Origin of the sequence: Actinomyces sp. ICM39, assembly GCF_000282935.1 — a bacterium.
GTDB classification, from domain to species: Bacteria; Actinomycetota; Actinomycetes; order Actinomycetales; family Actinomycetaceae; genus Pauljensenia; species Pauljensenia odontolytica_B.
In genome coordinates, this window is the sequence record NZ_ALCB01000063.1 from 1 (window position 1) to 25,810 (window position 25,810).

The following is a 25,810-nucleotide window of genomic DNA, read 5'->3' on the forward strand; positions in this document are numbered from 1 at the left end:
AAGGGGCCGCCCGGCCTGTGTGTGGGCGCGGCATGTGCCGCGGCGCTCACGCCTGGTTGTTGTTGCCCTTGAGGGCGGCCAGGCGAGCCTCGATCTCGATCTGCGAGGAGTCGGTCTCGAGCTCCGCGAACTGGGAATCCAGGGAGGAGGCGGCCAGCTCGATCTTGCCCTGAGCGAGGGCCTCCTGGCGGCGCACGCGGTCCTCGAAGCGGCCGAGCTCGCTCGTGGGATCCAGGATGTTGATGGAGGAGAGGGCGTCCGTGACCTGGGCCTGGGCCTTGGCGGTCTTCTCGCGGGCGATCAGCTGGTCGCGGCGGGTCTTGAGCTCAGCGAGCTTGTCCTTCATCTGTGCGAGGCCACGCTTGAGGCGATCGGCCACGTCACGCTGGGCCTGGAGCGTGGGCTCCTCGGCCTTGATCTCGTTCTCGAACTGAATCTGCTTGCCGAGGGCGACCTTGGCCAGGTCGTCCCACTTCGTGGCACCTGCCTCGTCGCCGGCGGCGCGCAGGGACTCGGCCTTGGCGGAGGCGGCGGCAGCCTTCTGGCCCCAGTCGGCAGCGGCCTTGACGTCCTCCTCGTAGTCCTTCTCGGCCATGCGCAGGTTGCCCAGGGTCTGAGCGATCGCGTTCTCGGCCTCGACGATCGAGTTGGTGTAGTCACGGATCAGCTGATCGATCATCTTCTCCGGGTCCTCGGCCTTGTCGAGGAGCGCGTTGATGTTCGCCTTGGCGAGCTGGGCGATGCGGCCCATGATCGTCTGCTTTTCGGCCATGATGTTCTCCTTTGAGGTGGTGCGCATCTGCGCGGTTTTGGTTGGTGCGCGTGCGCGCGGGTTGTGAGCGAGATGAGGCCTCGCGCGATTGGTGGGTGGGCTACGAGTCGCCCGAACCGGTTGTCGGATCAGTGTATGCGGGGGAGTGGATTGTCATCACGCTGAGTGCGTGTTTCCCGGGTGGTGCCACGAGGAGCGAGGCGGACCGAGCGTGGTGTCTGGCCTGGCTGCCAGAGCACGCACGTGTTCGAGAGTCTCGAATCCGTGGCATGTGATCCTCCTCGGTTAGTGGCGAACAGATCAAGATACATCATTGCGAGGCGTTGTACCCTCGATCTAATGTATTTTGAGTCACATTGTCTTGGTGTGGGACCAGTCTACGTGATGGTTGGGTGCGGGTGGAAATCAGCCGGGCGTGAGCCGATGCCCGGTGGGGGTCATGGGCGACGTGGTCATGATTGTCAGCGTCGCGCGGTGATGAAACCTCGTCAACCTCCTCTATCGCCATCCCGGTGCTGCAAGCGCGCGCTGGGTGAGCGTCGTGGCCCGCGAAGCTGCTGCGCTTGCCTGCAGGGGATCTTCGTCGAGGGCTTCGCGTGCCGCGGTCACTGCTTGCTCGGCTTCGCGCATCAGCTTGTTGACGTCGAACAGAGCCGACCCTTCGTACCTGTTCAAGTGCTCGCGAGCCCGGGTCAGGGCAGCATCGGCATTGCGGATGTCGCGCTCCGCAGTCTCTCGTGCCCTGCGCTGCGCGCCATCCTGAGTCGTCAGAGGGGCGAGCACCGCCTCCAGCCGGAGCTCCACATCGCGAAGGTTCTCGAGCGCGCCGAGGGGATCCTCGTCGCTGACCAGCGCACGCTGGCCGCAGGCGATGGCAGCCTCTGCCTCGTCCAGAAGGGGGCCGAAGGGAGCGGCGGCGGAATCGAGGCGCTTCGCATCCGACAGGGCTTGAGATACCGATCCGATGGAAGCGGCGAGCTTCTCACGGAATGTATCGAGATCGGTCTTGGCGGAGAAGATGGCGTCCGTCTGTGCGTTTGCCATCGACAGCGCGCGCTGAGCGGTGTCCAGTGCGGAGGCGGTGCGGGTGGGATCGGTGTCGAGATGTGCCTTGGCCGTCTCCAACGCCGCACGAGCGGACTCAAGCAACGCAGCGGCGCGTTCCGGATTGTCCTGGAGGGAAGCGAGCATGGAATCGGGATAGAGGCCCGCGATGCTCGTCAGCTCTTCCTTCGCGCGCTCCAGGTCAGCGAGTTCCTCGACGAGGCGCTCACGGGCATCGGCGACCTGGGCAGGGAGCGATAGCCGCTTCTCGCTCTGTGCGGCGAACTCCTGGCGAGCATCCTGGAGCGGCGGAAGGTTCTTGTCGAGATCCGCCGTGATTGTCGAGGCGAGGCGTCGCTTAGCATGAGCGTCTGGTGTGCGCTCTATCTGTTCGTAGGTGTCGAAGCCCCGTGCAATCGCATCCTTTGCTGCCTCGAGGCGGCGCCCGAACTGTTCGGTCGCAGCGCTACCGAACTGGGCGCGAGCGTAGTTCCAGTCCTCTTCCGCGCCGCGCACCTGCTCCTCGGCCTCCGAGAGGCGCCGCCTGGCCTCCGTAGCGGCCCTCAGGGCGTCGCGCCGCACGGTGTCCACGATCGGGGTGTATTCCTCGGCCTCTGGGGTGCGATACGTGGTCTCAGTAGTGGGTTCGTCGTCTCCGTTCAATTTCCGCACCCACACCCACACGTTGGAGACAATGGCGATCACAATGACCGCAGATATGAGGATGTTAGCGCCACGCTTCCTCTTCTTTTCTTCCTTCTCTCTTTCTTCCCTCGCCTTTTTCTCTTGTTCCTGGCTCTTGCGGTAGCTGGCAGCTATATCCGCGCTGAAGTCATATGAGCTGCGCAGGTCGCGAATGAAGGCTTCGGCACCTGCCGCTGCCTCTTCGGGGGGCAATGGCGTTGTTTTGTACTTGCGATGGGCGGCACTGAGCGCGCTGTCCATCGTTATCCTGGTGCTGTAATCCGACATCTTGCGAGCCATTTGCGCGTCCGTGCAGAACGCATCCGTGCCATCCTCGTAGGAGACAACGTAGAGGATGCCCTTGTCGGCTGTGCGCGATTGCTTGAGGGTAGCCTCGCACCAAGCGGACGGTTTCTGACCCGAGAAGTTGGGGACCACGACGACGTCGATGATCGTGTTGTACGTGGTGTAGAACGCCTGCGCGGGAGATTCGATCGTTGCGCGTTGCTCGTCACTCAGGAAAGAGTCGGGGTCGGTGACGTGTCCGCTCGTAGTGAGCGGCTCGGTCGCGAACGCGGGCGCGCCGCCGACCAGCAGTGCTACCGCCATGACGGCGACGAGTCCGAGGCGTCGGATCCGTGACACGTTACCCTCCTGTTCGTCGGGAACTAATAAACGCTCGCTGCGGGTCACACAGTCAGAAGCTGCCAGAGACGGAGGAACCGCCGAAGCCGCCGCCCCAGTTCGAGCCAGAACCGGAGACGGAGGAACCGCCGAAGCCGCCGCCCCAGTTCGAGCCTGAACCGGAGACGAAGGACCAGCCGGAGCCGGAGGAGCGAGAGCCGCGATCGAAATGATCGAAGCGGTCATAGTCGCGGTCGCGTCGGCCCTGGTAGCCGGGGCCAGACTGTGAGAAGAGCGTGGACCACAGGAGGAAGTCGCCGAGTGAGGATCCGGTGAAGGAACCGTTGTTGCTCGTTCCGCTTCCCCAGCTGCCGGTAGCCGGCTGAATGGGAGTAGCCATGACGCGGTCGGCGAACGCGCGGGCGTTGGCCGCGTGAGTGGCGGCTGCCTGAGGGTCCTTGTCGAGGGAGTCGTGCGCCGCGCGCAGCGCCTGCTCGGCGTTGTTGAGCGTGCCGCGCACCTGCAGGTCGATGGCGCCTCGGCGCCCCTGGACGTAGCGCTGTGCCTGACCGACCGCGGATTCCGCGAGGGCGATCTGGCTCTTCGCGGCGGAGAAGGCCTTGTCGCGGGCCTCCTGGTTGGTGCGCAGGGGCGCGAGCGCGGCATCGATGGTCGCCTCGGCACTGCGCAGGTGCTCGAGCGCAGCGAGTGGGTCGCCGTTGTTTGCCAGGGCAGCCTGCGCCTCGGAGATCGCGGCGCGCGCGTCGGCGACGAGAGGGTTGAAGGTTGCGGGATCGGTGTCGAGGCGCTCGACATCCGACAGGTCCGCCGAAATCGAACCGATGGCGGCGGCCAGGCGGTCGCGGATCGCGTCGAGGTCGGACTTGGCGGTGAAGATCGCGTCCGTCTGGTGGTTGGCCATCGTCAGGGCGCGGTGTGCGGTGTCGAGGGCGCTGGCCGCGCGGGTGCGGTCCGTGTCCACCACCTCGTCGGCGGTATCGAGGGCGGAGCGCGCCGAGGTCAGCAGGGCGGCCGCCTGCTCGGGGTTGTCCTGGAGGGAGGCAAGCATCTGCGCGGGGTAGATGCCAGCGATGGTGGTCAGCTCGGCCTTTGCGCGCTCGAGGTCAGTGAGTTCCTCCGCGAGGCGCTCGCGTGCCTCGCGGATGCGCTCGGGCAGCGTCGCCTCCTCCGCGCGCTTGGTGGCGAAAGCGGCCTGGATCTGGCTGAGCGGGTTCAGGTTTGCGCCCAGGTCACGCATGAGCTTCTTCGCGAGCTCCAGGCGCTCGGTCGTGGCTGTCGCGTCGTTCATGCGCCCCTGAAGATCGAAGCAGCGCGTGACGGTTGCCTTCGCATTGTCGATCGCGCGGGCGAATTCGTCCGTTGAGGTCAGACCGAACTGGGCGCGTGCGAAGTTCAGTTCGTCGGTTGCGGTGCGCACCTGCTCGTCGGCGGCAAGCAGCTGGCGATTCGCCTCCTGGACCGCCTTCTCGGCGGCGACTGTGTCGATGGCCATCGCGTGAGCCGCGCTCTTCTTGCTACGGCGCGAGGAGGCGGCGACGGTGATGCCGATCAGGGCAATGCCGCCGAGGAAGAGCGAGGACAGAATGTAGAGGTTCGTCCTGTTGGTCGACGAAGAAGACGAGGAACTCCTGGTGGGTTGGGAGGATGCGGAAGGCGTGCTTGAAGCCACATTCGCGGTCAGTGTCTGTGCGAAGGCGGCCGCCCCAATCGCAGCGTCATGTGACTCCAGAGGATTGGAATTGAAGCGTTTTTCGGCTGCGGCCATAGCGACGGCGAGGCGAGACTGCACCTGTGGGTCGTTGGTGCATGCACCGTCGACCCTCTCCGTGTAAGCGATGAAGTAGATGATGTCAGAGAATCCGAGGGAAGAATTCTGCAGGGCGCTTTGGCACCACTGGCTGGCGCTGTCGCCCGAGAGGTCCTCGACGAAAACGAAGGAAATGTTGACTCCCGACGCGGCGGCCTTGCGGGCGGCCTCTTCGACGGACTCACGGTCGGAGCTCTCCAGCCACTCCGAAGGGTCGGTGACGGAGCCGCTGACCGTGACCGGCGACGCTGCGAACGTCGGCAGGCCAAGCGCGAGCAGCATCGCTGTGAGAACAGCGACGAGGCTGAAGCGGCGGAATCGTGACACTGGATCCTCCTGCGAAGTGGCGAACAGATGAACATACAGCACGCCACTCGATTCTGTCGAGTGTGTGATGAAAACTGCGTAGCGTGATTGTTCCCGTGGGGTCAGTCTACGTGAAAGTTACTCGAGCTTGGGGTGTGCGGTGCTGTTCGCTACAGGCGTCGGCTCGCCTCCCGCGCACATCGGAAGAGCGCCCTATGATAGGGGGAGCCCATTGGGCTCTCAGACTATTGATAGAAGGAGGGGACCATGCCCACCGGTAAAGTGAGGTTCTTCGACGCTGATCGCGGTTTCGGCTTCATTGCAGGAGACGACGGGGCCGATGTCTTCCTCCACTCGTCCGCGCTTCCGGCCGACCACCCCAGCCCCCGAGTGGGTGCGCGTGTGGAGTATTCGGTTGCTGACGGACGGAAGGGACCGCAGGCACTCAGCGTGCGTTTCCTGAAGGAGACAGCTTCCGTTGCCCGAGCCAAGCGGCGCAAGCCGCAGGCGATGGTGCCCGTCGTTGAGGACCTGATCAAGCTCCTTGACTCGTCGAGCGCCGCCCTGCGTCGCGGATCGTACCCGGACAACGCGACCAAGATCGCGAAGGTGCTGCGCGCCGTCGCAGAGGAATTTGATGCCTAAGACTCAGGCCCGTCTTCGGGCAGTGAAAAAGGACGCCGTCCTCGAGGACGCCGTCGACGTTGCGCGTGCTGGCGCCGAGGCCGTGGCATACCCGCGCCCCGTCGGCGAGCACGTCGGCTTCGAGATGGTCTCGGAGCGCTTGGCCACCCACTACTTCGCGTCGACCGACGCGGGTTACGTGGGATGGTGCTGGGCGGTGACCGTTGCCCGTGTGCCGCGCGGGCGCGTCGCCACGGTCTGCGAGGTTGACATGACTCCCCGTGAGGGTGCGCTGTTGGCTCCGGAGTGGGTGCCGTGGGAAGAACGCCTGCGTCCCTCGGATATTTCTCGTGACGATGTCCTGCCCTACAAGGCGGACGATGAGCGCCTCGAGCAGGGCTTCGAGGATACGAGTGAGGACCCCGATCTGCCGGTCGTGCGCGAGCTCGGCCTGGGGCGCCCGCGCGTGTTGTCGCAGGAGGGTATCGATCAGGCGGCCAAGCGCTGGTACGAGTCCGACCGCGGGCCCAAGTCCGGTCGCCGTCCGCGTAACACCTGCTCGTCGTGCGGTTTTCTCATGAAGATGAGCGGCGGCATGCGCACCATGTTTGGCGTGTGTGCGAACGAATGGGCGACCGACGACGGTGCTGTCGTGTCCTTGGACCACACGTGTGGCTCGCACTCGGAGACCGACGTGCCCAAGAACGGCACGGCGTGGCCGGTGCGTCCGTCGCGCGTCAATGAGGGGGCGCTCGACGCTGAGCCGATGCCGCGCGCATCGGACGAGGCGAAGAACGCCGAGGCCGCGGTCGCCGAAGTGACGTCCGACCAGGCCGAGGCCCCGACGGGTGAGGAACAGGAAAGCTGACGTTTCTTTCCGCTAAAAACTGACAGAAAGCATCCGAGACTGAGTCTTGGGTGCTTTCTCAGCAAGTGGGCATATAGCGACTATGTTTGCATGCGGGCGGCCGAACAGGCACGATTATCCGGTGAGCACACAAGAAAAGACCGCCCCGTCCCACGGCGGCTTCGCACAGTCACTTGATTCGTTCTTCCAGATTTCCAAGCGCGGCTCGACTATTAGTCACGAAATCCGCGGTGGAATTGTCACCTTCTTCGCGATGGCGTACATCCTGGTCGTCAACCCGGCGATCCTGGGCAACGCCGTTCCCGAAGATGGCTCCATTACGACCCAGGGCATCGCCGCTGGTACCGCGCTCGTCGCGGGCATTATGACGATCCTCATGGGCGTTGTCGCGAACTACCCGCTGGCTCTTGCCGCAGGCCTCGGCCTCAATGCGGTTGTCGCCTTCACCCTGGTCCTCGGTGCCGGCCTGAGCTACGGCGAGGCCATGGGTATCATCGCCTGGGAAGGTATCCTCATCTTCCTGCTCGTTCTCACGGGCTTCCGTGAGGCCGTTTTCCGTGCGGTTCCCGCCGCTCTCAAGACCGCCATCACGGTGGGCCTGGGCCTCTTCGTGGCCCTCATCGGTCTCGTGAACGCGGGCATCGTGCGCACCGGCGCGACCCCCGTCCAGTTCGGCATCTCGGGCTCGCTCGACGGCTGGCCGGCCCTCGTCTTTGTGTTCGGCCTGTTCCTCATGATGATCCTCTACGTGCGTAAGGTGAAGGGCGCGGTTCTGATCTCGATCATCGCCTCCACGATCCTCGCTGTCATCGTTCAGGCATTCGCCCACATCGATCGTATCTCTGAGACCAACCCGACTGGCTGGGGCCAGACCGTCCCCGAGCTCAAGGGCTCCCCGATCGCGGTTCCCGTGTTCGACACGCTTGGCAAGGTTGACCTCTTCGGCGGCTTCGGCAAGCTCGGCGTCGTCTCCGTGATCCTCCTGGTCTTCTCGCTCATGCTCGCGGACTTCTTCGACACGATGGGCACCATGGTGGCCGTCGGCGCCGAGGGCAACCTGCTCGACAAGGATGGCAACCCGCCCAAGACCCGTCAGATCCTGATCATCGACTCGCTGGCCGCCGTGGCCGGTGGCGTCGGCGGTGTCTCCTCGAACACCTCCTACGTCGAGTCCGCCTCGGGCGTCGCCGAGGGTGCTCGTACCGGTCTGGCCTCCGTGGTCACCGGCATCCTGTTCCTGCTGTCGACCTTCCTGGCTCCCCTCGTTGAGCTGGTTCCGACCGAGGCGGCCTCCACGGCCCTCGTGTTCGTCGGCTACCTCATGATGACCCAGGTGACAGGCATCGACTGGGATTCCCCGGAGGTCGCAATCCCCGCCTTCATGACGATCGCCTTCATGCCCTTCGGTTACTCCGTGTCCGTCGGCATCGGCGTGGGCTTCGTGACCTACGCGGTCATCCAGCTCATCAAGGGCAAGGCTGCCAAGGTTCACCCGCTCATGTGGCTGGTGTCCGGCCTGTTCGTCATCTACTTCCTGATGGGCCCGATCCAGCGCCTCCTCGGCGTCGGCTGATTCGTCACCTTCGCGCCCTTCCCGCCCCGCCGGAGCATTCCTCCGGCGGGGCGGTCGTATCCTGGGAAGGTGCACCGATGGGGGCGGGTCGACGCTGCTACCCCCGGCCTCGTGCACGGTGTCGGTCGAGAGGGAGGAAGAGCATGTCGGCAACGTTTGCATCCATGCGTTACGTGAACTACCGGTACTGGTTCGTCGCCTCCCTCATTGCGTCGACGGGCGTGTGGCTTCAGCGCGTCGCCCAGGACTGGTACGTCCTGACGGTTCTCACCGATCACGATGCCTCGCAGGTTGGTGTGGTCACCGCTCTGCAGTTCCTGCCGATCATCCTGTTTTCGGCGTGGGCGGGAGTCCTCGCGGATCGCATCCCCGGGCGCCGCCTCCTGCAGTGCACGCAGACGGGGGTCGGCCTCGTCTCCCTCATCATCGGCATCGTGGTCCTGACGGGCACGGGCGAGCTCTGGCACCAGTACATCCTGGCCTTCATTTCGGGGACTATCTCCGCCGTCGACACCCCCGCGCGTCAGGCCTTCGTCGGCGAGCTCGTGCCTCAGGACAAGATGGCGAACGCTGTCGCCCTCAACGCGACCGCTTTCCATACCGCCCGCCTCATCGGCCCGGCCTCCGCGGGCTTCTTCATCGACTGGTGGGGGATCGGCCCGGTGTTCCTCATCGACGCGGTCATGTTCCTCGCCCCCGTCATCGCGCTGGCGCTCATGCGCGGCGACCGACTGTATCCGCGCACGCTCGTGCCGCGCGCCCGCGGCCAGCTGCGTGAGTCCGTGATCTACGTGCACAGTCGCACCGATATCCGCATTATTCTCGCGCTGATCTTCGTCGTGAGCGCGCTGGGCATGAACTTCCAGATGACGAGCGCGCTCATGGCCACGACGGTGTTCGGCAAGGCGGCGGGTTCCTTCGGCATTCTCTCGACCTTCATGGCCTTCGGTTCGATTCTTGGATCCACGGGAGCGGCGCGCCGCGCTCCTCGTCTGCGCACGATTCTCATGGGTGCCGCCTTCTACGGGACCGCCGAGATTCTGCTGGGTCTATCGCCCTCGTACTGGTGGTTTGCCCTCCTGTCGATTCCCACGGGCTTTGGCATGCTGACGATGAATACGAGTGCGAACGCGCTCGTGCAGACGCGCACCGATCCCGACAAGCGCGGGCGCGTCATGGCCCTGTACTCCCTCGTGTTCCTTGGAGCGACTCCGATCGGGTCGCCGCTCATCGGATGGGTGGGCACGACGTTCGGCGCGCGCTGGTCGATCCTGGTCGGCGGCATCGCCTCCCTCGGCATCGCGCTTATCTGCGGAGTGTGGGCGATGATCCACTGGAAGGGGCGCGTCGTGCGCCGCCGCTCGTTCCCGTGGGTGGGCATCGAGGCGGATTCCTCCGTGGACGCGCCGCGCCGCTCGGTCGACCCGCTCTGATCGGCGCCCGGCGAGGAGCTTAGAGCACGCGCTCCAGGCAGTAGTCGATGCATGCGAGGAGCGCCTCCACGTCCTCGACCTCCACGCTCGGCCACGTTCCGATGCGCAGCTGATTGGCGCCCACGCCGCGGTAGGCGCCGATGTCGACGATCCCCCTCGCGCGCAGGTGCGCGGCCAGCTCGGAGGCGCTCGCGGCCTCGTCGATCTCGATCGTGGCGGTCACGGGGGAGCGCCACGCCGGGTTGACCACGAAGGGGCGCGCAGCCAGGTTCGCTTCGGCCCAGCCGTAGATGAGGGACGAGGCCTGGGCGCAGTGGGCGCTCACCGCGTCCATCCCGCCGCGCTCGAGGAGCCAGCGGACCTGGCGCTCCGCCATCACGATCGTTGCGATTGCCGGAGTGTTGAGGGTCTGGTCCTTGCGCGAGTTGTCGATGGCTGCGGACAGGGAGAGGAACTGCGGGACCCATCGCCCGTCGGCGCTCTCCTCGACGCGGCGGGCGCGCTCGACTGCGGCGGGGGAGAGGATCGCGACCCACAGGCCGCCGTCTGACCCGAGGGCCTTTTGGAGGGAGAAGTAGTAGGCGTCGACCTGGGTCAGGTCGACGGGTGCAGCCCCCGCGATCGACGTGCCGTCCACGAGGGTGAGCGCGTCGGGCGCCTCGACCCGGTAGACGGGGGAGGTGACGCCGGTGGAGGTCTCGTTGTGGGGGTAGGCGTAGACGTCGACGCCTGCGTCGGTCTCACGTGGGGACACGGTGATGAGAGAGCCGTGTGCGGCCTCGTCAATGAGGGGCGTGCCCAGGTGTGGGGCGCGTACCGCCTCAGAGGCGAACTTCGCGCCGAACGCGCCCCAGGAGCCGAACGCCGCGCGAGAGGAGATGAGGCACGCGCAGGCCACGTCCCAGAATGCAGAGGCGCCGCCGTTGCCCAAGACGACCTCGTAGTCGTCGGGGACAGTGAGAAGGGCGCGTAATCCGTCCTTCAGTGAGGCGACCACGTCTCGCACGGGCATGGCGCGGTGGGAAGTGCCCATGAGGAGAGGGGAGGAGAGCGCCTCGATCTGCGCGGCGCGCACTTTGGAGGGGCCGCAGCCGAAACGTCCGTCAGCGGGAAGGATGTCCTGGGGGATGTCGGGGAAAGCCACCATGGCAACAGCCTAGTCTCCTGACGCTGGGTATTTCCATCACGTTCATTAATCGAATTATCGTGAGGGTGCACACGCCGACACGCCTGTTTTTCCGCATCAACGCGTCGTTGCGCCTGCGGGAAGGAAGGTGACCCTATTCTGTGTTTACTACCGCCTGATGAAGGAGGCCGACGTGGCAGACCTGATCGACACCACCGAGATGTACCTCAAGACCATCCTCGAGCTCGAGGAGGACGGGGTCACCCCCCTGCGTGCGCGCATCGTCGACCGCCTGGGGCACTCCGGCCCGACGGTCTCGCAGACGGTCGCACGCATGGAGCGCGACGGGCTGCTGCACGTCATGGGGGATCGCCGCCTCGAGCTGACTGACACTGGCCGAGCCCACGCGACCGAGGTCCTGCGCAAGCATCGCCTGGCCGAGCGCCTCCTCCTCGACGTGATCGGTATGGAGTGGGCGCAGGTGCATGACGAGGCGTGCCGCTGGGAGCACGTGATGAGTGACGCCGTCGAGGCGCGCCTGGAGGAGCTGCTCAGCAACACCTGCGTGGACCCCTACGGCAATCCCATGCCTGGCTGCCCACCGCTGGAGGGTGCGTATTCCGCCGAGCTGGCGGTGCGTTCGCTCGAGGCGGGTGCCCTCACGCTGGCGCGCATTGGCGAGCCGATTCAGGCGAATGTCGAGCTGCTCGCCTCCTTCGATGAGCTGGGCCTGCGTCCGGGCGCTCGCGTGGGGCTCTCGGCACACGGTGACGTCGTGCGCGTCGCCTCTCTCGACGAGGCCGGCGAGGTTCGCGGATACCTGACGATACCGATGGCGCTGGCCGCGCACCTTTTCGTGCGGGGTGAGTGAGCGCTGAGAAACGACGAGGCCGGGGCAAACAGCCCCGGCTTTTGTCGTCTGCGGAGTGTGTCTCGAATTGCGAACCGCCTGTGAGAGGTGAGTTTTCCTGGGTTCCCAGGGTGCAAATGTCACGGAATGGTAACGATGAGGGAGGTCACTGTTATCAGAACGTGACATTGGCCGGATGGTCAGGGTATAGTTGCTATCGGTCATCAGACCACCCGCCCATTCGGAACCCGAAGTGAGACGACGAATGGAGCGGAAAAATCGTCTCACGCGGGGAACCCAGATGTGGCTCCTTGAGCCTTGGGGTGAAGCTCGCACGCCGAGCCGGACCTCCCGTCCGAACCCGACAGCTAACCTCGCAGGGAAACAGGGAGAACATGAGTGAAGACTATTAAGCCTGCTCCGCGTCACCGCCTGGCACGTCGCCCGCTGACCGACACCATGGTCGAGGGCCTCAACGCCTCCGCCGCAGCTCGTCCGATCGCCTTCGCGTCGGCAGCCGGTGTTGCGCTGACCGCGATTGCCGCCGGCGTTGCGAACGCCGCCCCGGCCACCCCCCAGTCTGAGCCGCAGAGCGCGGATCTGAACACCACGACCGTTGCCGTTGATGACGTCACCACGGTTGAGGTTCCGGACATTGCGTGGACCGCCGAAGAGGATGCTACCGCGTCCGTTTCCGCCGAGGCTCCCGCGCCTACCCCGGCTCCGGCCACCACCGCTGCGGCTGATCAGTCTGACTCCGCTGCTTCCCGTTCGGAGTCCCGCGGCGACGCCACCTCGAACGACACCTCCGCTCGCCAGGCGACCCTGAACGCAGCTGGCGGCGACATCGTGTCCGTCGCCCTCGGCCTGACCGGTATCCCCTACGTCTACGGTGGCGAGTCCCTCGCGGGCCTCGACTGCTCCGGCCTGGTCAAGTACGCGTACGCGGCTGCCGGCATCAACCTGCCGCACTCCTCGTCCGCTCAGGCCGCTGGCGGCACCATCGTGTCCGACCCGCAGCCCGGCGACATCGTGTCCTACCCCGGCCACGTCGCCATCTACATCGGCGGCGGCCAGATGGTCGAGGCCACGGTGCCCGGCCGTCTCTCCCAGGTTTCGCCGGTCCGCGCTGGCGCTACCTACGTGCGCTACTGAGCCTACGTTAGACAGCTGACGATCCCCGCAGCCCGCATGGGCTGCGGGGATCGCTGTTTGTGCTCGGGTTGGGCTTTCGCCGGTCGTCAAAATGCGGCACAATATAAGTGACTGCCACCACGAGGAGGACATCATGAGTTCTACCGAAGTCATTCTGGTCGGTGTCGATGGCTCGACGGAGAGCCTTGCCGCCGTCAAATGGGCCGCTGATCGCGGCGCGCGCACCGGAGCGCGCATCCATTGCCTGTGCACATATGCGCTGGCCTCCTACTCAGCTGCCGCCCTCGATGGCGGATACGCCGTCCTTGATGACGAGGCCCTGAAGGCGGGCGCCGAACAGGTCGTCGAGGAAGCCAAGGCCCTGGCTCGCGAGCGCGGCGCCACGCACGTGTCCGGCTCGACCGAACCCGGGGACCCGGCGGGGGTACTCATTGACTTCTCCGCAGAGGTCGGCATGATCGTCGTCGGATCGCGCGGGGGCGGCGGCTTCGCTGATCGTCTCCTCGGTACGGTCTCGTCGGCTCTGCCCGCGCACTCGAAGTGCCCGGTTGTCGTGGTTCCCCGCCACACCTCGGGCAAGAAGTTCACGCCGGTCGAGCGCATCGTCGTCGGCGTGGACGGCACCGATCAGCCCTCGTGCGCGCTCAAGCGTGCGATCTCCGAGGCTCGCCTGTGGGACGCTCGCGTCACGGCGGTGTCCGCGGTTCCGATCGCTGTCGGTCCTTCCGTCATGACGTGGACGCCGACCGGTGTCGATCACTCGGCACTTCTCGCGCAGGTGCGTGAGGGGATGGACGCGGCTATCAAGGCCGCCCTTGACGGCGCCGACGTGCACGTTGCACGCCACGCCCTCGACGGCTCTGCTGCCTCGCTGCTCATCGAGTTCTCGACCGCGGTCGACCTCGTCGTTGTCGGTACGCGCGGGCGCGGCGGCCTCGCCGGTGTGCTACTCGGTTCGACCTCTCAGACGGTGCTCGGACACTCGACCTGCCCCGTCATGATCGTTCCCTCCGCCCACCTCGGTGACACGGGCACCGCCGTGCATACCGAATGGGAGCGCCGCTAAGCGCATACGGTTACGAGGCCGGGGTTCCCAGGTGGGTGCTCCGGCCTCGTCCGTCCCACTTGCGCGGGTGGCCTCCTGTGAACCCCGTGTCCGCAGCGCGGGTGAGGGGGCAGCGGTGCGCGCACTTTGCTACAGTGGGGCCGGACAACTTGTCATGCCCTCGTAGCTCAGGGGATAGAGCACCGCTCTCCTAAAGCGGGTGTCGGACGTTCGAATCGTCTCGGGGGCACAGTTGAAGGACACCATGCGCAACGCTCTCGGGTATCTCGTGACCGTCGTGGCTGCCCTGTGTTGGGGCGCCTCTGGTGTCTCCGCCGACTACCTCATGGAGCATCACGGCATCGAGCTGACCCTCATCAGCTTCTTCCGCATGTTCGTCTCGGGCATCCTCGCCCTCGTTTATGTTCTCGCGCGCTCGCGCGGGGTATCCGCTCGGCACCGAGAATTGGTGTCCACACCTCGCAACTGGCGAGACCTCGTGTTCTATGCGGTTTTTGGGCTCGCGGCCTGCCAGATCACCTACATGGGGGTGATCCGGGCGTCGAACGCGGGGACCGGCACTGTCCTGGAGTATCTCGGTCTCATCCTCATCGTCGTCTGGGTGTGCCTCACTCACAGGCGATGGCCGCGTGCCTCCGAGGTGATCGCCATCGTCCTCGCCGTGACCGGCACCTTCCTGCTGTGCACGCACGGGTCGCTGGACTCCCTCGTCATTACGCCCACCGCGCTCGCCTGGGGAGCGGTTGCTGCGCTTACGCTCGCGACATACACCCTGCTTCCCGCTCGGCTCATTGCGGCCTATGGTGCGGACGTCGTCGTGGCATACGGCCTGCTGATCGCCGGTGCGTGCGTTGGCCTGGTCGGTCGAGTGTGGCGATTCCACATCACGTGGACGCCCGACGTCGTGCTCGCCATGTTCATCACCGTCGTCCTCGGCACTGCCGTAGCCTCCACCGCCTTCCTGTGGGGCGTGGACCGCATTGGGCCAGTCAAGGCGTCGCTCATCGGGAGCCTCGAGCCCATCGCTGCGACCGCCTTTTCCGCCCTTGTTATGGGAAGCTCCTACACGGGCATCGACATCGTTGGCATGGTACTTATCGTCGGCGCCGTTGTGACCATTTCCGTTGTCGACCTCCTCCGGGCGCGCCGCGTCACACAATAGGGTGGTGCTGCCGTAGGGTTAAAACGTGGTTCCTAGTATCTTTTCGCGCCGTTCCGCCCCTGAGCCCGAGGCCCCCGAGGCCTCGTCCACCTCGACGCACCCGACCACCCTCGTCGGCTCTGCGCGCGAGAAGTGGCGCTCACGCCTCGACCAGGACATCGCAGCAGACTCCACGTCGCTGCCGACGCTGTCCCTGTCCGGCGCGCACCCCGGAGGCCTCGCCCAGCTCTACACGGAACACCCCGTCCGCCTGAGCCTCCTCATCCGCGAACCCATCGCGCTGGGTCGCGCTCTCGAGCGTGCGCGAGCGATCATCGCCCGATCCGAGCAGCGCGCCAGCGCCCACGGCACCGGCCCCATCCACCTGGGGATCGGGACCGCCTCGTGGGGCGCGGGAATAGACGCGGTGACCGTGCCCGCGCTGCTGCGCCCTGTGCGCCTCGTGCGCCGCGATGACGACGTCCTTATCGCCCTGGGCCGAGGAGCCATTCTCGCCCCCGAACTCAGCGACGCCCTTCGCGAGCACGGAGTCGATGTGGACGGTGAGACTGTGCTGGCCAAAGCCAGTGGAACCCACGGTTTCTCCTCCTCGCAGGCAATGAATGCTCTGCGCGACCTATGCTCCGCGCTGCCGCGCTTCGATATCCGTGACGAGCTCGTCATCGGCCTGTTCTGTCACCCCGCAGCCGCGCTTGCAGCCAGCCTCCGTGAAGACGTGACTGCGCTCGAAGATTCTGCTGTCATTCGCGCGCTCGCGGGCGACCAGGACGCTCGCAACGATCTGCGCGCCGACGCGCACGAGCCCAACCCCTGCGACCGTGACCCGTGGGCGGAAAAGGGTGTTGGCGACCTCATCCCCGTCCAGCAGGACGCCGTCGAAGCGGCCTCCGACGGACAGAGTGTCTTCGTTGACATTCCGGCCCACAGTGACGACGCCTCCGTGGTCGCGGCGATTCTCGCTGATGCGGCCGCGACGGGCCGTTCTGTCCTGCATGTGTCGACGTCGCCCTCGCGCTCGATCGCCGCGTACACGCGCCTCTCCGACCTCGGTCTGGCTGACGTCGTCGCGAACATCGACGGCTACTCCGATGCCCGGCGCACTCTGGCGGCTCGCGTGTCGAGCGCCATGGATGATACCTCCCCTGTCGTTGACCAGGAGAGTGTGGACACGATGCGTGCCCGCCTGCGGCAGGTTCGCTCTGCGCTGTCCTCCTACGCCGTCGCCCTGCACGAGCCATACGGCCGCTTCGGGGTCTGCGCGGCCGATGCCCTGCGCGCTCTGACGGACTTGACGAGCGGTGAGAACGCACCCACGACGCGCGTTCGCCTCTCCGAAGAGACCCTCTACGACATTGCCGTGGACCAGGGTGAGAGTGCCCGAGCACTCCTGCGCGAGGCCATCGCCTCCGGCACACTCTCGGGTTCCTCCTCGTCCGCGTGGGGCAATGCGATCCTGACCTCCGACGAGCAGGCGTCGGACGTGCTGCTGCGCGTTGACCGACTCTCCAAGTCCCTGCCCGAACTGCGTGTCCACATCGCTTCTGTTGCCGGTGAGGCCGGTATTAAGCCCGCCGGAACTCTGGCGCAGTGGGACCGCCAGCTTGCCATGTTCGATGGCATCGCAGATGTCCTTGACGTCTTCCAGCCGCGCGTATTCGAGCGCAGTGCAGCCGACATGGTCATTGCAACCGCCCCCAAGCAGTGGCGCAAGGAACACGACATTTCGATGGGACGGTCGGAGCGCAACCGCCTCGTCAAGCAAGCCCAGGACCTCGTGCGTCCCGGCGTGCACGTTCCCGACCTGCACCGCGCCGTCATCCGTGTCCAGGAGCGCCGCGACGCGTGGTGTGCGGTGTGCGGCGAGGACTCGTGGCCCATTCTCCCGGCAAAGATCGGTGAGATCTCGGCCCTGACCGACGCGGTGCGCGACGACCTTGACGCGATCGCGCCCGTGTTCGCCGCCGAGGAGGCGGACCTGGTGGGCACCCACCTGCAGCGCCTGACCACGCTCATTGAGCGCTGGGCCGGCGACACCTCCGCCGCCCGGGAGGTGCCCGCGCGCCTTCAGATGCGCGAGCGCCTCGCCGCCCGCGGCCTCGACAAGCTGGCCCAGGACCTCGTCGATCGCAACGTCGATGACAGCGCGATTGACACCGAGCTCGACCTCGCGTGGTGGGCCTCGCTGCTGCGCGCCATGCTCGCCTCTCAGCCCGCTCTGGGCGGTGTCGATCCTGCCGCTCTGGAGGATCTCGCCCGCGAGGGGCGCGAGCTGGACGAGGAGCAGGTGGCGTCGCTGGTCCCGCAGGCCATTACGGGCGTGCGCCGTATCCGGACGAACGCCCTTGCCGCGCGTCCGAGCCAGTACGAGGAGCTGCGCGGAATCCTGGCCGATGGGAAGACGCCCAGCGATCTTGATCTCCTCGTCACCTACCCGCTGGTGCGACACCTGCTGCCCGTCCTCATGACGGTTCCCTCGATGGTTCCCACCCTGGCGCCCACGGGACGCACCGTCGACCTCGTCGTCCTCGACGGAGCGGACGGTCTGTCCCTGGCCGAGCTCGCGCCGATTATTGCGCGCGGTCACCAGCTGGTGGTCATCGACGATCTGGCGGCGGCCTCTGAGGGTGGTGCGACCCGAGAACTGGCCGACGTCCTGCCGCTCCTGCACGTCGAGCCCGGCCCGCGTCGCCTCAACGACCAGGTTGCCCTGCTGCTGGCCCGCTACGGCTACGAGCATGCAGGTATTCCCGTGCCGTGGACTGCTGCGAATGCGCCGGTGTCGGCCCGCTGGGTTGAGGCGACGGGCATGCCCGCCCCGGGTGCGCACGCGATTGAATCGACGGCCGCCGAAGTGCGGGCAGTCGTCGACGCTGTTATCGAGCACGCGGTGGAGTCCCCCGAGCGCTCTCTCGCCGTCGTCGCCCTGTCCGACCGCCACGCCGGGCGGATCCGCGACGCCCTGGAGAGCGTGCGCGCCGAAGAACCGGGTCTGGCCTCGTTCTTTGACCCCGCGACTCCCGAGCCCTTTGTGGTTGTCGGCCCCTCCGACGCCGTCGGCCTGACGCGCGAGTCGCTCATCGTGTCCGTCGGTTTTGCGAAGACCCCGCACGGGCGCGTCATCCACGACTTCGGTGTCCTCTCCAGCGAGGCCGGCGCGGATACTCTCGCCGAGATCCTGCGCGCGGTGCGCGGGGACCTGACGCTCGTGTGCGCGCTCCACAGTGAAGAGATCGACCGAGATCGCCTCGGTCACGAGGGTTCGCGCATGCTCGTGGACCTCATCGAGATTGCCGAAGGGCACGCCGGTGAGGGGATGGACGCGTGGCCGGTCCTGGCCGGCGAGCCGGACCGCCTGCTCGTCGACCTGGCCGAGCACCTGTACTCGCGCGGGCTCGAGGTCGTCGCCAACGTCGGTATTCCCGGCGGTATGCGGATCCCGCTCGCGATCGGTCACCCGGAGTCTCCGGGGCGGCTGCTCCTCGCGGTGCTTACGGACGACGAGGAGTACCTCGCGGAGCCCAGTCAGCGCGTGCGTGATCGTGCACGTCCCCGTTGGCTCGAGGAGCAGGGCTGGGCCGTGTACACGGCTCTGTCGATGGCGCTGTTCATCGACCCGGAGAAGGAAGCATCCGCGATCGTGGACGCCGTCCTGGACGCACTCGAGAAGCTGCGCGCCACCGAGGAAGAACCCGTCGTCGAGGTTCCGGAGCGCGTTGACGACGAGTCCGTCGAGGAACGACTTGAAGAGGCCGCGCCGCAGAAGGATGCTACGGGCGAGTCCGAGGAGGATTCCGAGAGCCCCGCCGCCCCTCGCATGCCGATGCTCGATGACGGCCTCGACGAGGAATCCAAGCGCCGCAAGAAGGCCGACGAGGACACCACCGGCATGCTGCTGGCCATCAAGCGTAAGGAGCGCGCCTCCGAGGAGAACCGTGGGCCTCGCCCCGCGATCGCCAAGGGCCTGCCGCTGGCCGCCTACTCCGACGACCAGCTCGATGAGATGGCCGCCTGGGTGCGTTCCGACGGCGTCGAGCGCACCGACCTGGAGACCGCCGAAGAGCTGCGCGAGGCCCTGGGCATCACACGACGCGGCTTCCAGTCCGACGCGGTCCTAGGCAACGTCGTGCGCCGCACGAAGCCCGCGGTGAGCGCGCAGGAATCTGACGAGGCCTCGGCCTCCGAGGATGCGCAGCCGGAGGAATCCTCCGATGAGTGAGGCGACGCCGCGCAAGCGTCGCCGCGTCGCCCGTTACGTGTCCGACGTGGACCGCCGCCTCATCGAGGAGGGCTTGCCGCCCTCCTGGGAGGATCGCGTACGCCCCGAGGATACGCGCCCCGGCTCCATGGCTGACGCCCCCGACCGGGGCGACGGCGCTAACGATGCGCGGCTGCTCGAGAACGTGCCGCCGCACGCGCAGGCGCGGGCGTAGGGGCTGGCGTAGGCGCAGGCCCGCGCGTAGGGGCTGGCGTAGGCGCGGGTGTCCGGATAGGTTGTGCGCATCTGGATAGGTTATTAAGCTATCCGGATCTTCATTACCTATCCGGATCTTCATTACCTATCCGGATGTTGTTTACCTATCCGGATACGTGCAGTTATCTGGGCGGGGATGCCCGCCAGTTGCTCGTGCGGGGGCCTGTGGAGTGGCTCCTCGCTCGATCACGTCGTTCCCACCAATCTCGCACGTAATTCCTCGCAGGCTATTTCAGCTATTGAAATAATGTCGTTGCAATTGCAACGTTTTCTTGAGGTGCTCAAAAGTGACCGGGGTGAATTATGTGCGAGATTTGAGGGGAAGTGTGTGTGATGGGGTGCCGCCGCACGCGCAGGCGCGCGCGTAGGGGCTGGCGTAGGCGCGGGTGGCCGGGCGGTGCTCGCACGTAGTGATACAAAAAGGCGGGGCCGATGCAATCGCATCGGCCCCGCGTCCCTCACGAGGAGGGATCAGATGCTCAGTGGCGCGGCGTGCCCTGGGCGAGGGCGTCGCGGATCTCCGTGAGGAGCTTGACCTCGTCGGAGGCCTCGGGCTCGGGAGCCTCGTCCGCAGCCTTCTGGCGGCGGGCGTTGAGGGCGTTCATGGGCACCACGATGCAGAAGTAGATCGCGAAGGCCATGAGGATGAAGTTGATGACGGCGGTGATCAGCAGGCCGAACTTCACGTCGCTACCGTTCAGGGTGAGGATGAAGGCGTCCGAGAAATCGGGCTTGCCGATGACGGCCGCGATCAGCGGGTTGATGATGCCGTCGACCAGGGCGTCGACGATGTTCTTGAAGGCGGCACCGATGATGACACCGACGGCGAGCTCGACGACGTTACCGCGAGAGATGAATTCCTTGAAACCCTTGAGCATGGCTTCTCCTGTGTTGAATGAGGCCGGCCGGGCCGGCAAGTCTGAATCGCCGAAGTGCCTCGGCGTGGCGGCTCTGTGCCGCCGGGGAGCGCGCGCCGCGTCGGCGCTCGTTTACCGTTGAAAACACTAGTGGGGACTTTCGTCTTACGAACAGTGATTAGGGAGTAATGTTCGTCGCACTTTTTGTAATTCGGTCAGCGAGGTGCAGATTTAGGCCGAAAAGTCCGGTGTGAGAGGTATGTGACAAACGGCCGTTGGCGTAGCGGTTAGCAGGAAAAACGCTGGAAAAAGGCCGATCGGACGTTTGTTGCAATCGTGCGTGTCGGCGTGATGATCGCATCGACGGGAACGTCGTGAGGCTCCGCAGGAATTACTCCGGCCTCCAGTACCTCGTCGTCAAAAATCGCCGCAACGACCGGGGTGCCGGGGCGGCGGTGCACGAGCGCGCGGTCATACCAGCCTCCGCCCTGGCCGAGGCGAGTCCCGTCCGCGGATGCGGCGAGCGCCGGAATAACAATCAGATCCGCCTCCTTGAGCGACTCCGCGCCCCGCGCCTCGCCGTCCGGCTGAGCGGGAGGTCGCCCAAGCGTCACCAACGCCCGGCCCGCCTCCCACAATCCCCAGCGCGGTTCGCCGAGGGGAGCCCCGGCCTCGTCGAGGAGGACGGGCAGGAGCGCGCGGGGGAATAATCCGAGCGCGAGGGACATGTCGGGTTCGAGGGGGGTGGGGGCGAAGAGCGCGGGCAGGGTGACTCCGCCCATCGACGAGGCTAGGGCGCGGATCTGGCGAGCGATTCCCTCTGCTTCGGCGCGGTCGCGCACGGGAATAGGGGAGGGACTGAATTCCGAGGTGACAGGGGCCTCGAGTGCGGGCATGCCAGCGCGCCGGGCGCGGCGCCTGCCACGCACCTCCGCGCGGAGAGTTGTTTTTGTGGCCATCGTCTCCCTCTTGGGCGGTTTCTTCGCTACTCTGTGAAGTATGTCAGATAAAAACCAGCCAGTAGTGCACGCTGTCGTTCCCTCGGCCGGTCGCGGAACCCGCTTCCTGCCCATCACGAAGTCCGTGCCCAAGGAAATGTTGCCCGTCGTCGACCGGCCCTCGATCGAGTACATCGTGCGCGAGGCCACGGATGCCGGCATCGAAGACATTCTCTTCGTGACCCGCGCCGGCAAGCAGTCGATCGAAGACTACTTCGACGCCGAACCCGGCCTCGAGGCCGACCTCGAGAAGGCCGGCAAGGAAAAGGCCCTCGAGTACGTCAACGAGTACAAGAAGTACGCGCGCGTCCATTCCGTGCGCCAGGGCCACCCCCTCGGCCTCGGCCACGCGATCCTGCAGGCCAAGTCCCACGTGGGCGACGCCCCCTGCGCGGTCCTGCTGCCCGACGACCTCATGGAGCCCGGCTCGCAGCTGCTGCGCAAGATGATCCAGGTGCGAGGTGCCCTGGGCGGCACCGTCGTCGCCCTGCTGAAGGTCACCCCCGAGCAGGCCACGGCCTACGCCTCGACCGCCGTCGAGGTCCTGCCGATCCCCGAGGGTGTCGACCTCGAAGAAGGTCAGCTCATGCGCATCACCGACGTCACCGAGAAGCCCCCGCTCGAAGAGGTCAAGTCCGAGTACGCGGTCGTCGGCCGCTACCTGCTCGACCCGGCTGTGTTCACGGCCCTCGAGAACATCGAACCGGGCGCCGGCGGTGAGTATCAGCTCACAGATGGGTACGCGCGCATGATCGACCTCCCCGAAGAACAGGGTGGAGGGTTGTACGGTGTAGTCATCGACGAGCGACGCTTCGACACCGGGGACAAACTCGGCTACCTCGAAGCCAACGTCACGCTCGCCCTTGAGGACCCGGCGCTTGGAGCGGAACTCAAGGAGTTCCTGCGCTCCAAGCTCGAGGACTAACAACTATGCGAAGCGTTGCCGACTTCTACCAGGACTGCATGGCCGTTGCCCACGCGCTGCCGCCGCTCGACGTTCAGCTCGCTGACGCGGTCAGCTGCGTGCTCGCAGAGGACGTGCAGGCTCCCTTTAACCTCCCGGTCGCCGACTTGTCGGCGTGCGACGGATACGCCGTTCGCATCCGTGACTGTGAGGGAGCCACCCTGGAGTCGCCGGTGACGCTTCCCGTCACCGAGGAGATCCGCGCGGGTGCCGTCGACCCGGCGGCCCTCGTGCCCGGCACCGCGATCCGCATCGCGTCCGGCGCGCCCATGCCTTCGGGTGCCGAGGCCGTGGTCTCCCTCGAGTTCACGGACCACGGCATCGCCCAGGTTGCCCTGCGTACGGCCCCCGCCAGCGGCGAAAACATCCGCCGCCGCGCGGAGGACGTTGCGCAGGGTGACACGGTGCTGCGCTCCGGTACGCGTATCGGTGCCCGCCAGATGGCGCTCCTCGCCGGTGTGGGCCGTGACCGCGTGCTGGTCCACCCCCGCCCGCGCGTCGTCATCATCTCGATCGGCGACGAGATCGTCGAGCCCGGTGGCGAGGCCCGCCCCGGCACCGTCTTCGACGCGAACGGTCACGCCCTGTCGACGGCGGTTGCTGACGCCGGCGCGCAGACCTTCCGCGTCGCCGCAGTCCCGGACGAACGCGCCCGCCTGCGCGAAACCATCGAGGACCAGCTGGTGCGCGCGGACCTGATCCTGACGACCGGCGGCATCTCCTACGGCAGCGGCGACACCGTCCGTGAGGTTCTCGGTGCTCTCGGCACGGTTCGCTTCGACAACGTCGCCGCATGGCCCGGTCACATCATGGGTGTGGGCACCGTCGGCGCCGAGGAGGGTCAGCCCGGCACCCCCATTGTCTGTCTGCCCGGCGACCCCGTCTCCGCCCAGGTGTGCTTCGAGGTCTTCGTGCGCCCCGCGCTGCGCCACATGCAGGGCTGGACCGCCGTCAACCGCCCAGTGGTGCGCGCCGCCATCGACCGCTCCTGGTACTCCCCGCGAGGCCGCCGCGAGTTCGTGCGCGTGCGCCTCACCGGCTCCCCGCGCTCCGGCTACAACGCCGCCGTCATGGGCACCCCGGCCTCGTTGCTGCTGTCCGCGCTCGCGGACTCCAACGCTCTCGCGGTCGTCCCCGAGGACGTGACCACCGTGCGCGCGGGAGATAGCCTCCAGTGCCTGGTCCTCGAATGAGGTGTTTCCTCCGCCGTCGCACGTGCGTGTGGGGGCGCGACATCGAGATGGTCACGCTGCGCGTGGCCGATCCGGTGGGCCGTGGTTTCCTGCGTCCCGGACCGGAGGGAAGCGAGAATCCGCGTGAGCTCGTCGTGCGTCCCGTTCACGGCGAAGAGCATCGTGCGCTGGACGCCGTGCGTCGCGCCGACGGGCACTGGCTGCGCCCCTGGGAGGCAACGCTGCCCCCGGAGTCCCTCGAGCATATTCCGACGTTCTCCCAGTACGTGCGCCGCGCAGACCGCGATCAGCGGAACGGCAACGCTCTGATTTTTGGCGTGCAGATCGATGATCGCTACGTGGGTCAGTTCTCCATCTCGAACGTGCACTGGGGCGCGATGTCCTCGGGCATGCTCGGCTACTGGATCGTCTCAGAGTGGGCTGGACGAGGCCTGGGGTCCCTCGTGGCTGCTCTTGTCCTCGACCTCGTCGTCGGCGAGCTGGGTCTGCATCGCGTCGAGGTGTGCGTGCGTCCCGAGAACGAGCGGTCTTTGGGCGTGTGCCGAGGCCTCGGTCTCGTCGAGGAGGGCCTGCGCCCCCGCTTCATGCACATCGGCGGCCAGTGGGCGGACCATGTTGCGTTCTTTATTGATGCTGAGTCCCTGCCTGAGGGTGGACTCGTGCAGCGCCGCTGGGGTCGACCCGCGATCGACTGACCGTCGTTCTCTGGCCGCGTTCTCGGTAGGTGGCTGTTGGGGTGCCAGTTGGCCCGGTCAACGTGGTGCGATTGGGGCAGATGTTACACGTGTGACACCTGGGGAATCTTCTCTTTTTACCGAAAGGTTTGAGACCCCGACACGCGCCCATCGCACAAAGCGCAGCGCCACAAACGCCCGTACTTTGTGAGGGTGGAGATTGGTGGACTCGTCATTGCAGCGATATTCGTCGCGCTCATCGCGACGGTACCGTCGCTCGTTGCACGCAGGACAGCAATCGTTCAGTCTCGAGAAATTGACCGTTTCTCTCCGAGGCTGCGCATGATCCACACGAATAAGACAGAATTAGACACATGCGACCACGCCAGCGGAACCATCCTGGCGCGGGGAGCATTGACGAGCGGAGGCAGCATGCACCAGGGCACCACGGGACGTAGCCGCCCCGTTATCGACCGACGCAACAACAAAGCGGTTCGCGACATCGCAAAGCTGCGCGCCCGCCGCGCCGCCCGCCTCGCCGCCGAAAGCGCAGCCGGACGTCGCCGCATGGTGATCACCGGTGTCTGCGCCCTTGCAACCGTTGCTCTCGGCATCGTCATCGCCGCGACCTCCATCGCGTGGGCGTGGATCGCGATTCCCGCCGCCGCCCTCGTGGCTTCCCTCGCGGCCTCCCGCGTCGCGGCCGTCCGCTCTCAGCAAGCATCCGAGCGCGAGCTCGAGCTGCTGACCAAGCTTCGCGGCGACGTGCGCGGCGCTGGCCGCGCCACCGCCGCTGCCCCTGCGGAGCCTCAGGCTTCGTCTTCCTCCTCCTCGGAAGAGGTCACCGAGGTGGCCGAGGCCACGGAACCCCAGACCGGCTCCGTCCCCTCCCTCGTCTTCAACGTCGAGGTGCCCGAGGTCGTTGAGGTCGCTGACACCCCGGCCCGCGCCTGGACCGTTGCGCCGATCCCTGCACCCACCTACGCGTCGCGTGAGCGCGTCCGCGGCCGCATCGTCCACGCCGACACCGACCTGCGCGGCATCCCGCGCATCGCCGCCGCCGTCCCGGCTCGCCCGATCGCCCAGACTGCCCAGGTGGGTGCCCGCTCCACCGCCGAGGTCGTTGCTGACCAGGCCGTCGCCCTCGACCTGGATGCCGTCCTGGACGCGCGACGCGCCCAGTAGGGGACCTCTCAGCTGCTGATGCCGCGCCGCGGGCCTCCGGGCTCGCGGCCCGGTCGTATGCGTGGGCTCCGTGTCATGCCGCACGCGGCGGTGGTCGGCTTGCATGGCTGATTGTGATGGTGCTAAGCTGTTCGAGTCCTTGGGGCTATGGCGCAGTTGGTAGCGCGTCTCGTTCGCAATGAGAAGGTCGGGGGTTCGAATCCCCCTAGCTCCACCACAGGCCGACATCCGATCCGGATGTCGGTTTTTTGTATGCCTGGGCGCTGGTGCGGTGCCGGGTTGTTGTGTTGCTCGTGGCGCCGCTGGTGTTCCGGGCGCCGTCGGGCCCGGCCGCTGTATGTGCCGGTGGGCGG

General features: G+C 66.5%; 20 protein-coding genes, 2 tRNA genes and 1 riboswitch. Of the genes, 16 read left to right on the top strand and 6 right to left on the bottom strand.

Going from position 1 to position 25,810, the window contains the following annotated elements:
- Positions 1-46: 46 nt before the first annotated feature.
- The 3 genes from HMPREF1137_RS03430 to HMPREF1137_RS03440 form a co-directional block, all read right to left on the bottom strand.
- Entirely contained in the window at positions 47-772 is a 726-nt protein-coding gene (locus tag HMPREF1137_RS03430) for a PspA/IM30 family protein (RefSeq protein ID WP_007589003.1), read from the bottom strand.
- A gap of 498 nt (positions 773-1,270) precedes the next feature.
- A complete protein-coding gene (locus tag HMPREF1137_RS03435; RefSeq protein ID WP_007588998.1) occupies positions 1,271-3,145 on the bottom strand; it encodes a TPM domain-containing protein in 1,875 nt (624 codons plus the stop codon).
- Between the two features lie 52 nt (positions 3,146-3,197).
- On the bottom strand, positions 3,198-5,279 hold the full coding sequence (locus HMPREF1137_RS03440; protein WP_007588984.1) for a coiled-coil domain-containing protein: 2,082 nt from the start codon (positions 5,277-5,279) through the stop codon (positions 3,198-3,200).
- A 246-nt stretch (positions 5,280-5,525) separates the two neighbouring features.
- Here HMPREF1137_RS03440 and HMPREF1137_RS03445 point away from each other — a divergent pair, with 246 nt between their 5' ends.
- The 4 genes from HMPREF1137_RS03445 to HMPREF1137_RS03460 all read left to right on the top strand — a co-directional run bounded on the left by HMPREF1137_RS03445 (position 5,526) and on the right by HMPREF1137_RS03460 (position 9,756).
- Positions 5,526-5,903 carry a cold-shock protein gene (locus HMPREF1137_RS03445; protein ID WP_034496650.1) on the top strand — a complete coding sequence of 126 codons (378 nt, stop codon included), beginning with the start codon at positions 5,526-5,528 and terminating at the stop codon, positions 5,901-5,903.
- A complete protein-coding gene (locus HMPREF1137_RS03450; RefSeq protein WP_007588991.1) occupies positions 5,896-6,750 on the top strand; it encodes a DUF3027 domain-containing protein in 855 nt (284 codons plus the stop codon). Before HMPREF1137_RS03445 ends, HMPREF1137_RS03450 begins: the two co-directional genes overlap by 8 nt.
- A gap of 121 nt (positions 6,751-6,871) precedes the next feature.
- Complete coding sequence (locus tag HMPREF1137_RS03455) at positions 6,872-8,323, top strand: NCS2 family permease (protein WP_007588987.1); 1,452 nt, start codon at positions 6,872-6,874, stop codon at positions 8,321-8,323.
- Positions 8,324-8,466: 143 nt separating this feature from the next.
- Positions 8,467-9,756 carry an MFS transporter gene (locus HMPREF1137_RS03460; RefSeq protein WP_007589007.1) on the top strand — a complete coding sequence of 430 codons (1,290 nt, stop codon included), beginning with the start codon at positions 8,467-8,469 and terminating at the stop codon, positions 9,754-9,756.
- A gap of 19 nt (positions 9,757-9,775) precedes the next feature.
- Here the strand turns inward: HMPREF1137_RS03460 and serC are convergent, their stop codons facing one another.
- Entirely contained in the window at positions 9,776-10,903 is a 1,128-nt protein-coding gene (gene serC / locus HMPREF1137_RS03465) for a phosphoserine transaminase (protein WP_007588996.1), read from the bottom strand.
- Between the two features lie 172 nt (positions 10,904-11,075).
- Between serC and HMPREF1137_RS03470 the strand changes: the two genes are divergently transcribed.
- The 7 genes from HMPREF1137_RS03470 to HMPREF1137_RS03500 all read left to right on the top strand — a co-directional run bounded on the left by HMPREF1137_RS03470 (position 11,076) and on the right by HMPREF1137_RS03500 (position 19,545).
- A complete protein-coding gene (locus HMPREF1137_RS03470) occupies positions 11,076-11,753 on the top strand; it encodes a metal-dependent transcriptional regulator (protein WP_007588982.1) in 678 nt (225 codons plus the stop codon).
- A gap of 235 nt (positions 11,754-11,988) precedes the next feature.
- Positions 11,989-12,129: riboswitch (cyclic di-AMP (ydaO/yuaA leader) on the top strand.
- 2 nt (positions 12,130-12,131) lie between these two features.
- Positions 12,132-12,887 carry a C40 family peptidase gene (locus HMPREF1137_RS03475; protein WP_007589001.1) on the top strand — a complete coding sequence of 252 codons (756 nt, stop codon included), beginning with the start codon at positions 12,132-12,134 and terminating at the stop codon, positions 12,885-12,887.
- 133 nt (positions 12,888-13,020) lie between these two features.
- Complete coding sequence (locus HMPREF1137_RS03480) at positions 13,021-13,953, top strand: universal stress protein (protein ID WP_007588981.1); 933 nt, start codon at positions 13,021-13,023, stop codon at positions 13,951-13,953.
- 156 nt (positions 13,954-14,109) lie between these two features.
- Positions 14,110-14,182, top strand: a tRNA-Arg gene (locus HMPREF1137_RS03485).
- Positions 14,183-14,197: 15 nt separating this feature from the next.
- Positions 14,198-15,115 carry a DMT family transporter gene (locus tag HMPREF1137_RS03490; protein WP_007588975.1) on the top strand — a complete coding sequence of 306 codons (918 nt, stop codon included), beginning with the start codon at positions 14,198-14,200 and terminating at the stop codon, positions 15,113-15,115.
- 25 nt (positions 15,116-15,140) lie between these two features.
- Positions 15,141-19,331, top strand: coding sequence for a PDDEXK-like endonuclease domain-containing protein (locus HMPREF1137_RS03495; protein WP_007589008.1), 4,191 nt, complete (start codon positions 15,141-15,143; stop codon positions 19,329-19,331).
- The gene (locus tag HMPREF1137_RS03500; protein WP_007588995.1) at positions 19,324-19,545 is read left to right on the top strand and encodes a hypothetical protein; all 222 of its coding nucleotides are present in this window, start codon (positions 19,324-19,326) and stop codon (positions 19,543-19,545) included. Before HMPREF1137_RS03495 ends, HMPREF1137_RS03500 begins: the two co-directional genes overlap by 8 nt.
- Positions 19,546-20,065: 520 nt before the next feature.
- On the opposite strand, the gene mscL is transcribed toward HMPREF1137_RS03500, so the two are convergent.
- Positions 20,066-20,464 carry a large conductance mechanosensitive channel protein MscL gene (gene mscL / locus HMPREF1137_RS03505; RefSeq protein WP_007588999.1) on the bottom strand — a complete coding sequence of 133 codons (399 nt, stop codon included), beginning with the start codon at positions 20,462-20,464 and terminating at the stop codon, positions 20,066-20,068.
- Positions 20,465-20,730: 266 nt separating this feature from the next.
- Entirely contained in the window at positions 20,731-21,402 is a 672-nt protein-coding gene (locus HMPREF1137_RS03510; RefSeq protein ID WP_034496654.1) for a 5-formyltetrahydrofolate cyclo-ligase, read from the bottom strand.
- A gap of 40 nt (positions 21,403-21,442) precedes the next feature.
- On the opposite strand from HMPREF1137_RS03510, the gene HMPREF1137_RS03515 reads away from it, so the two are divergent.
- The 5 genes from HMPREF1137_RS03515 to HMPREF1137_RS03535 all read left to right on the top strand — a co-directional run bounded on the left by HMPREF1137_RS03515 (position 21,443) and on the right by HMPREF1137_RS03535 (position 25,674).
- Positions 21,443-22,366 (top strand): UTP--glucose-1-phosphate uridylyltransferase, encoded by a 924-nt coding sequence (locus HMPREF1137_RS03515; protein WP_196792945.1) that lies wholly within the window; start codon positions 21,443-21,445, stop codon positions 22,364-22,366.
- A 5-nt stretch (positions 22,367-22,371) separates the two neighbouring features.
- The gene (locus HMPREF1137_RS03520; RefSeq protein WP_007588986.1) at positions 22,372-23,598 is read left to right on the top strand and encodes a molybdopterin molybdotransferase MoeA; all 1,227 of its coding nucleotides are present in this window, start codon (positions 22,372-22,374) and stop codon (positions 23,596-23,598) included.
- On the top strand, positions 23,595-24,293 hold the full coding sequence (locus HMPREF1137_RS03525; protein WP_034496658.1) for a GNAT family N-acetyltransferase: 699 nt from the start codon (positions 23,595-23,597) through the stop codon (positions 24,291-24,293). Before HMPREF1137_RS03520 ends, HMPREF1137_RS03525 begins: the two co-directional genes overlap by 4 nt.
- A 192-nt stretch (positions 24,294-24,485) precedes the next feature.
- Positions 24,486-25,457 carry a hypothetical protein gene (locus HMPREF1137_RS03530; protein WP_007588993.1) on the top strand — a complete coding sequence of 324 codons (972 nt, stop codon included), beginning with the start codon at positions 24,486-24,488 and terminating at the stop codon, positions 25,455-25,457.
- Positions 25,458-25,598: 141 nt separating this feature from the next.
- Positions 25,599-25,674, top strand: a tRNA-Ala gene (locus HMPREF1137_RS03535).
- Positions 25,675-25,810 lie beyond the last annotated feature (136 nt).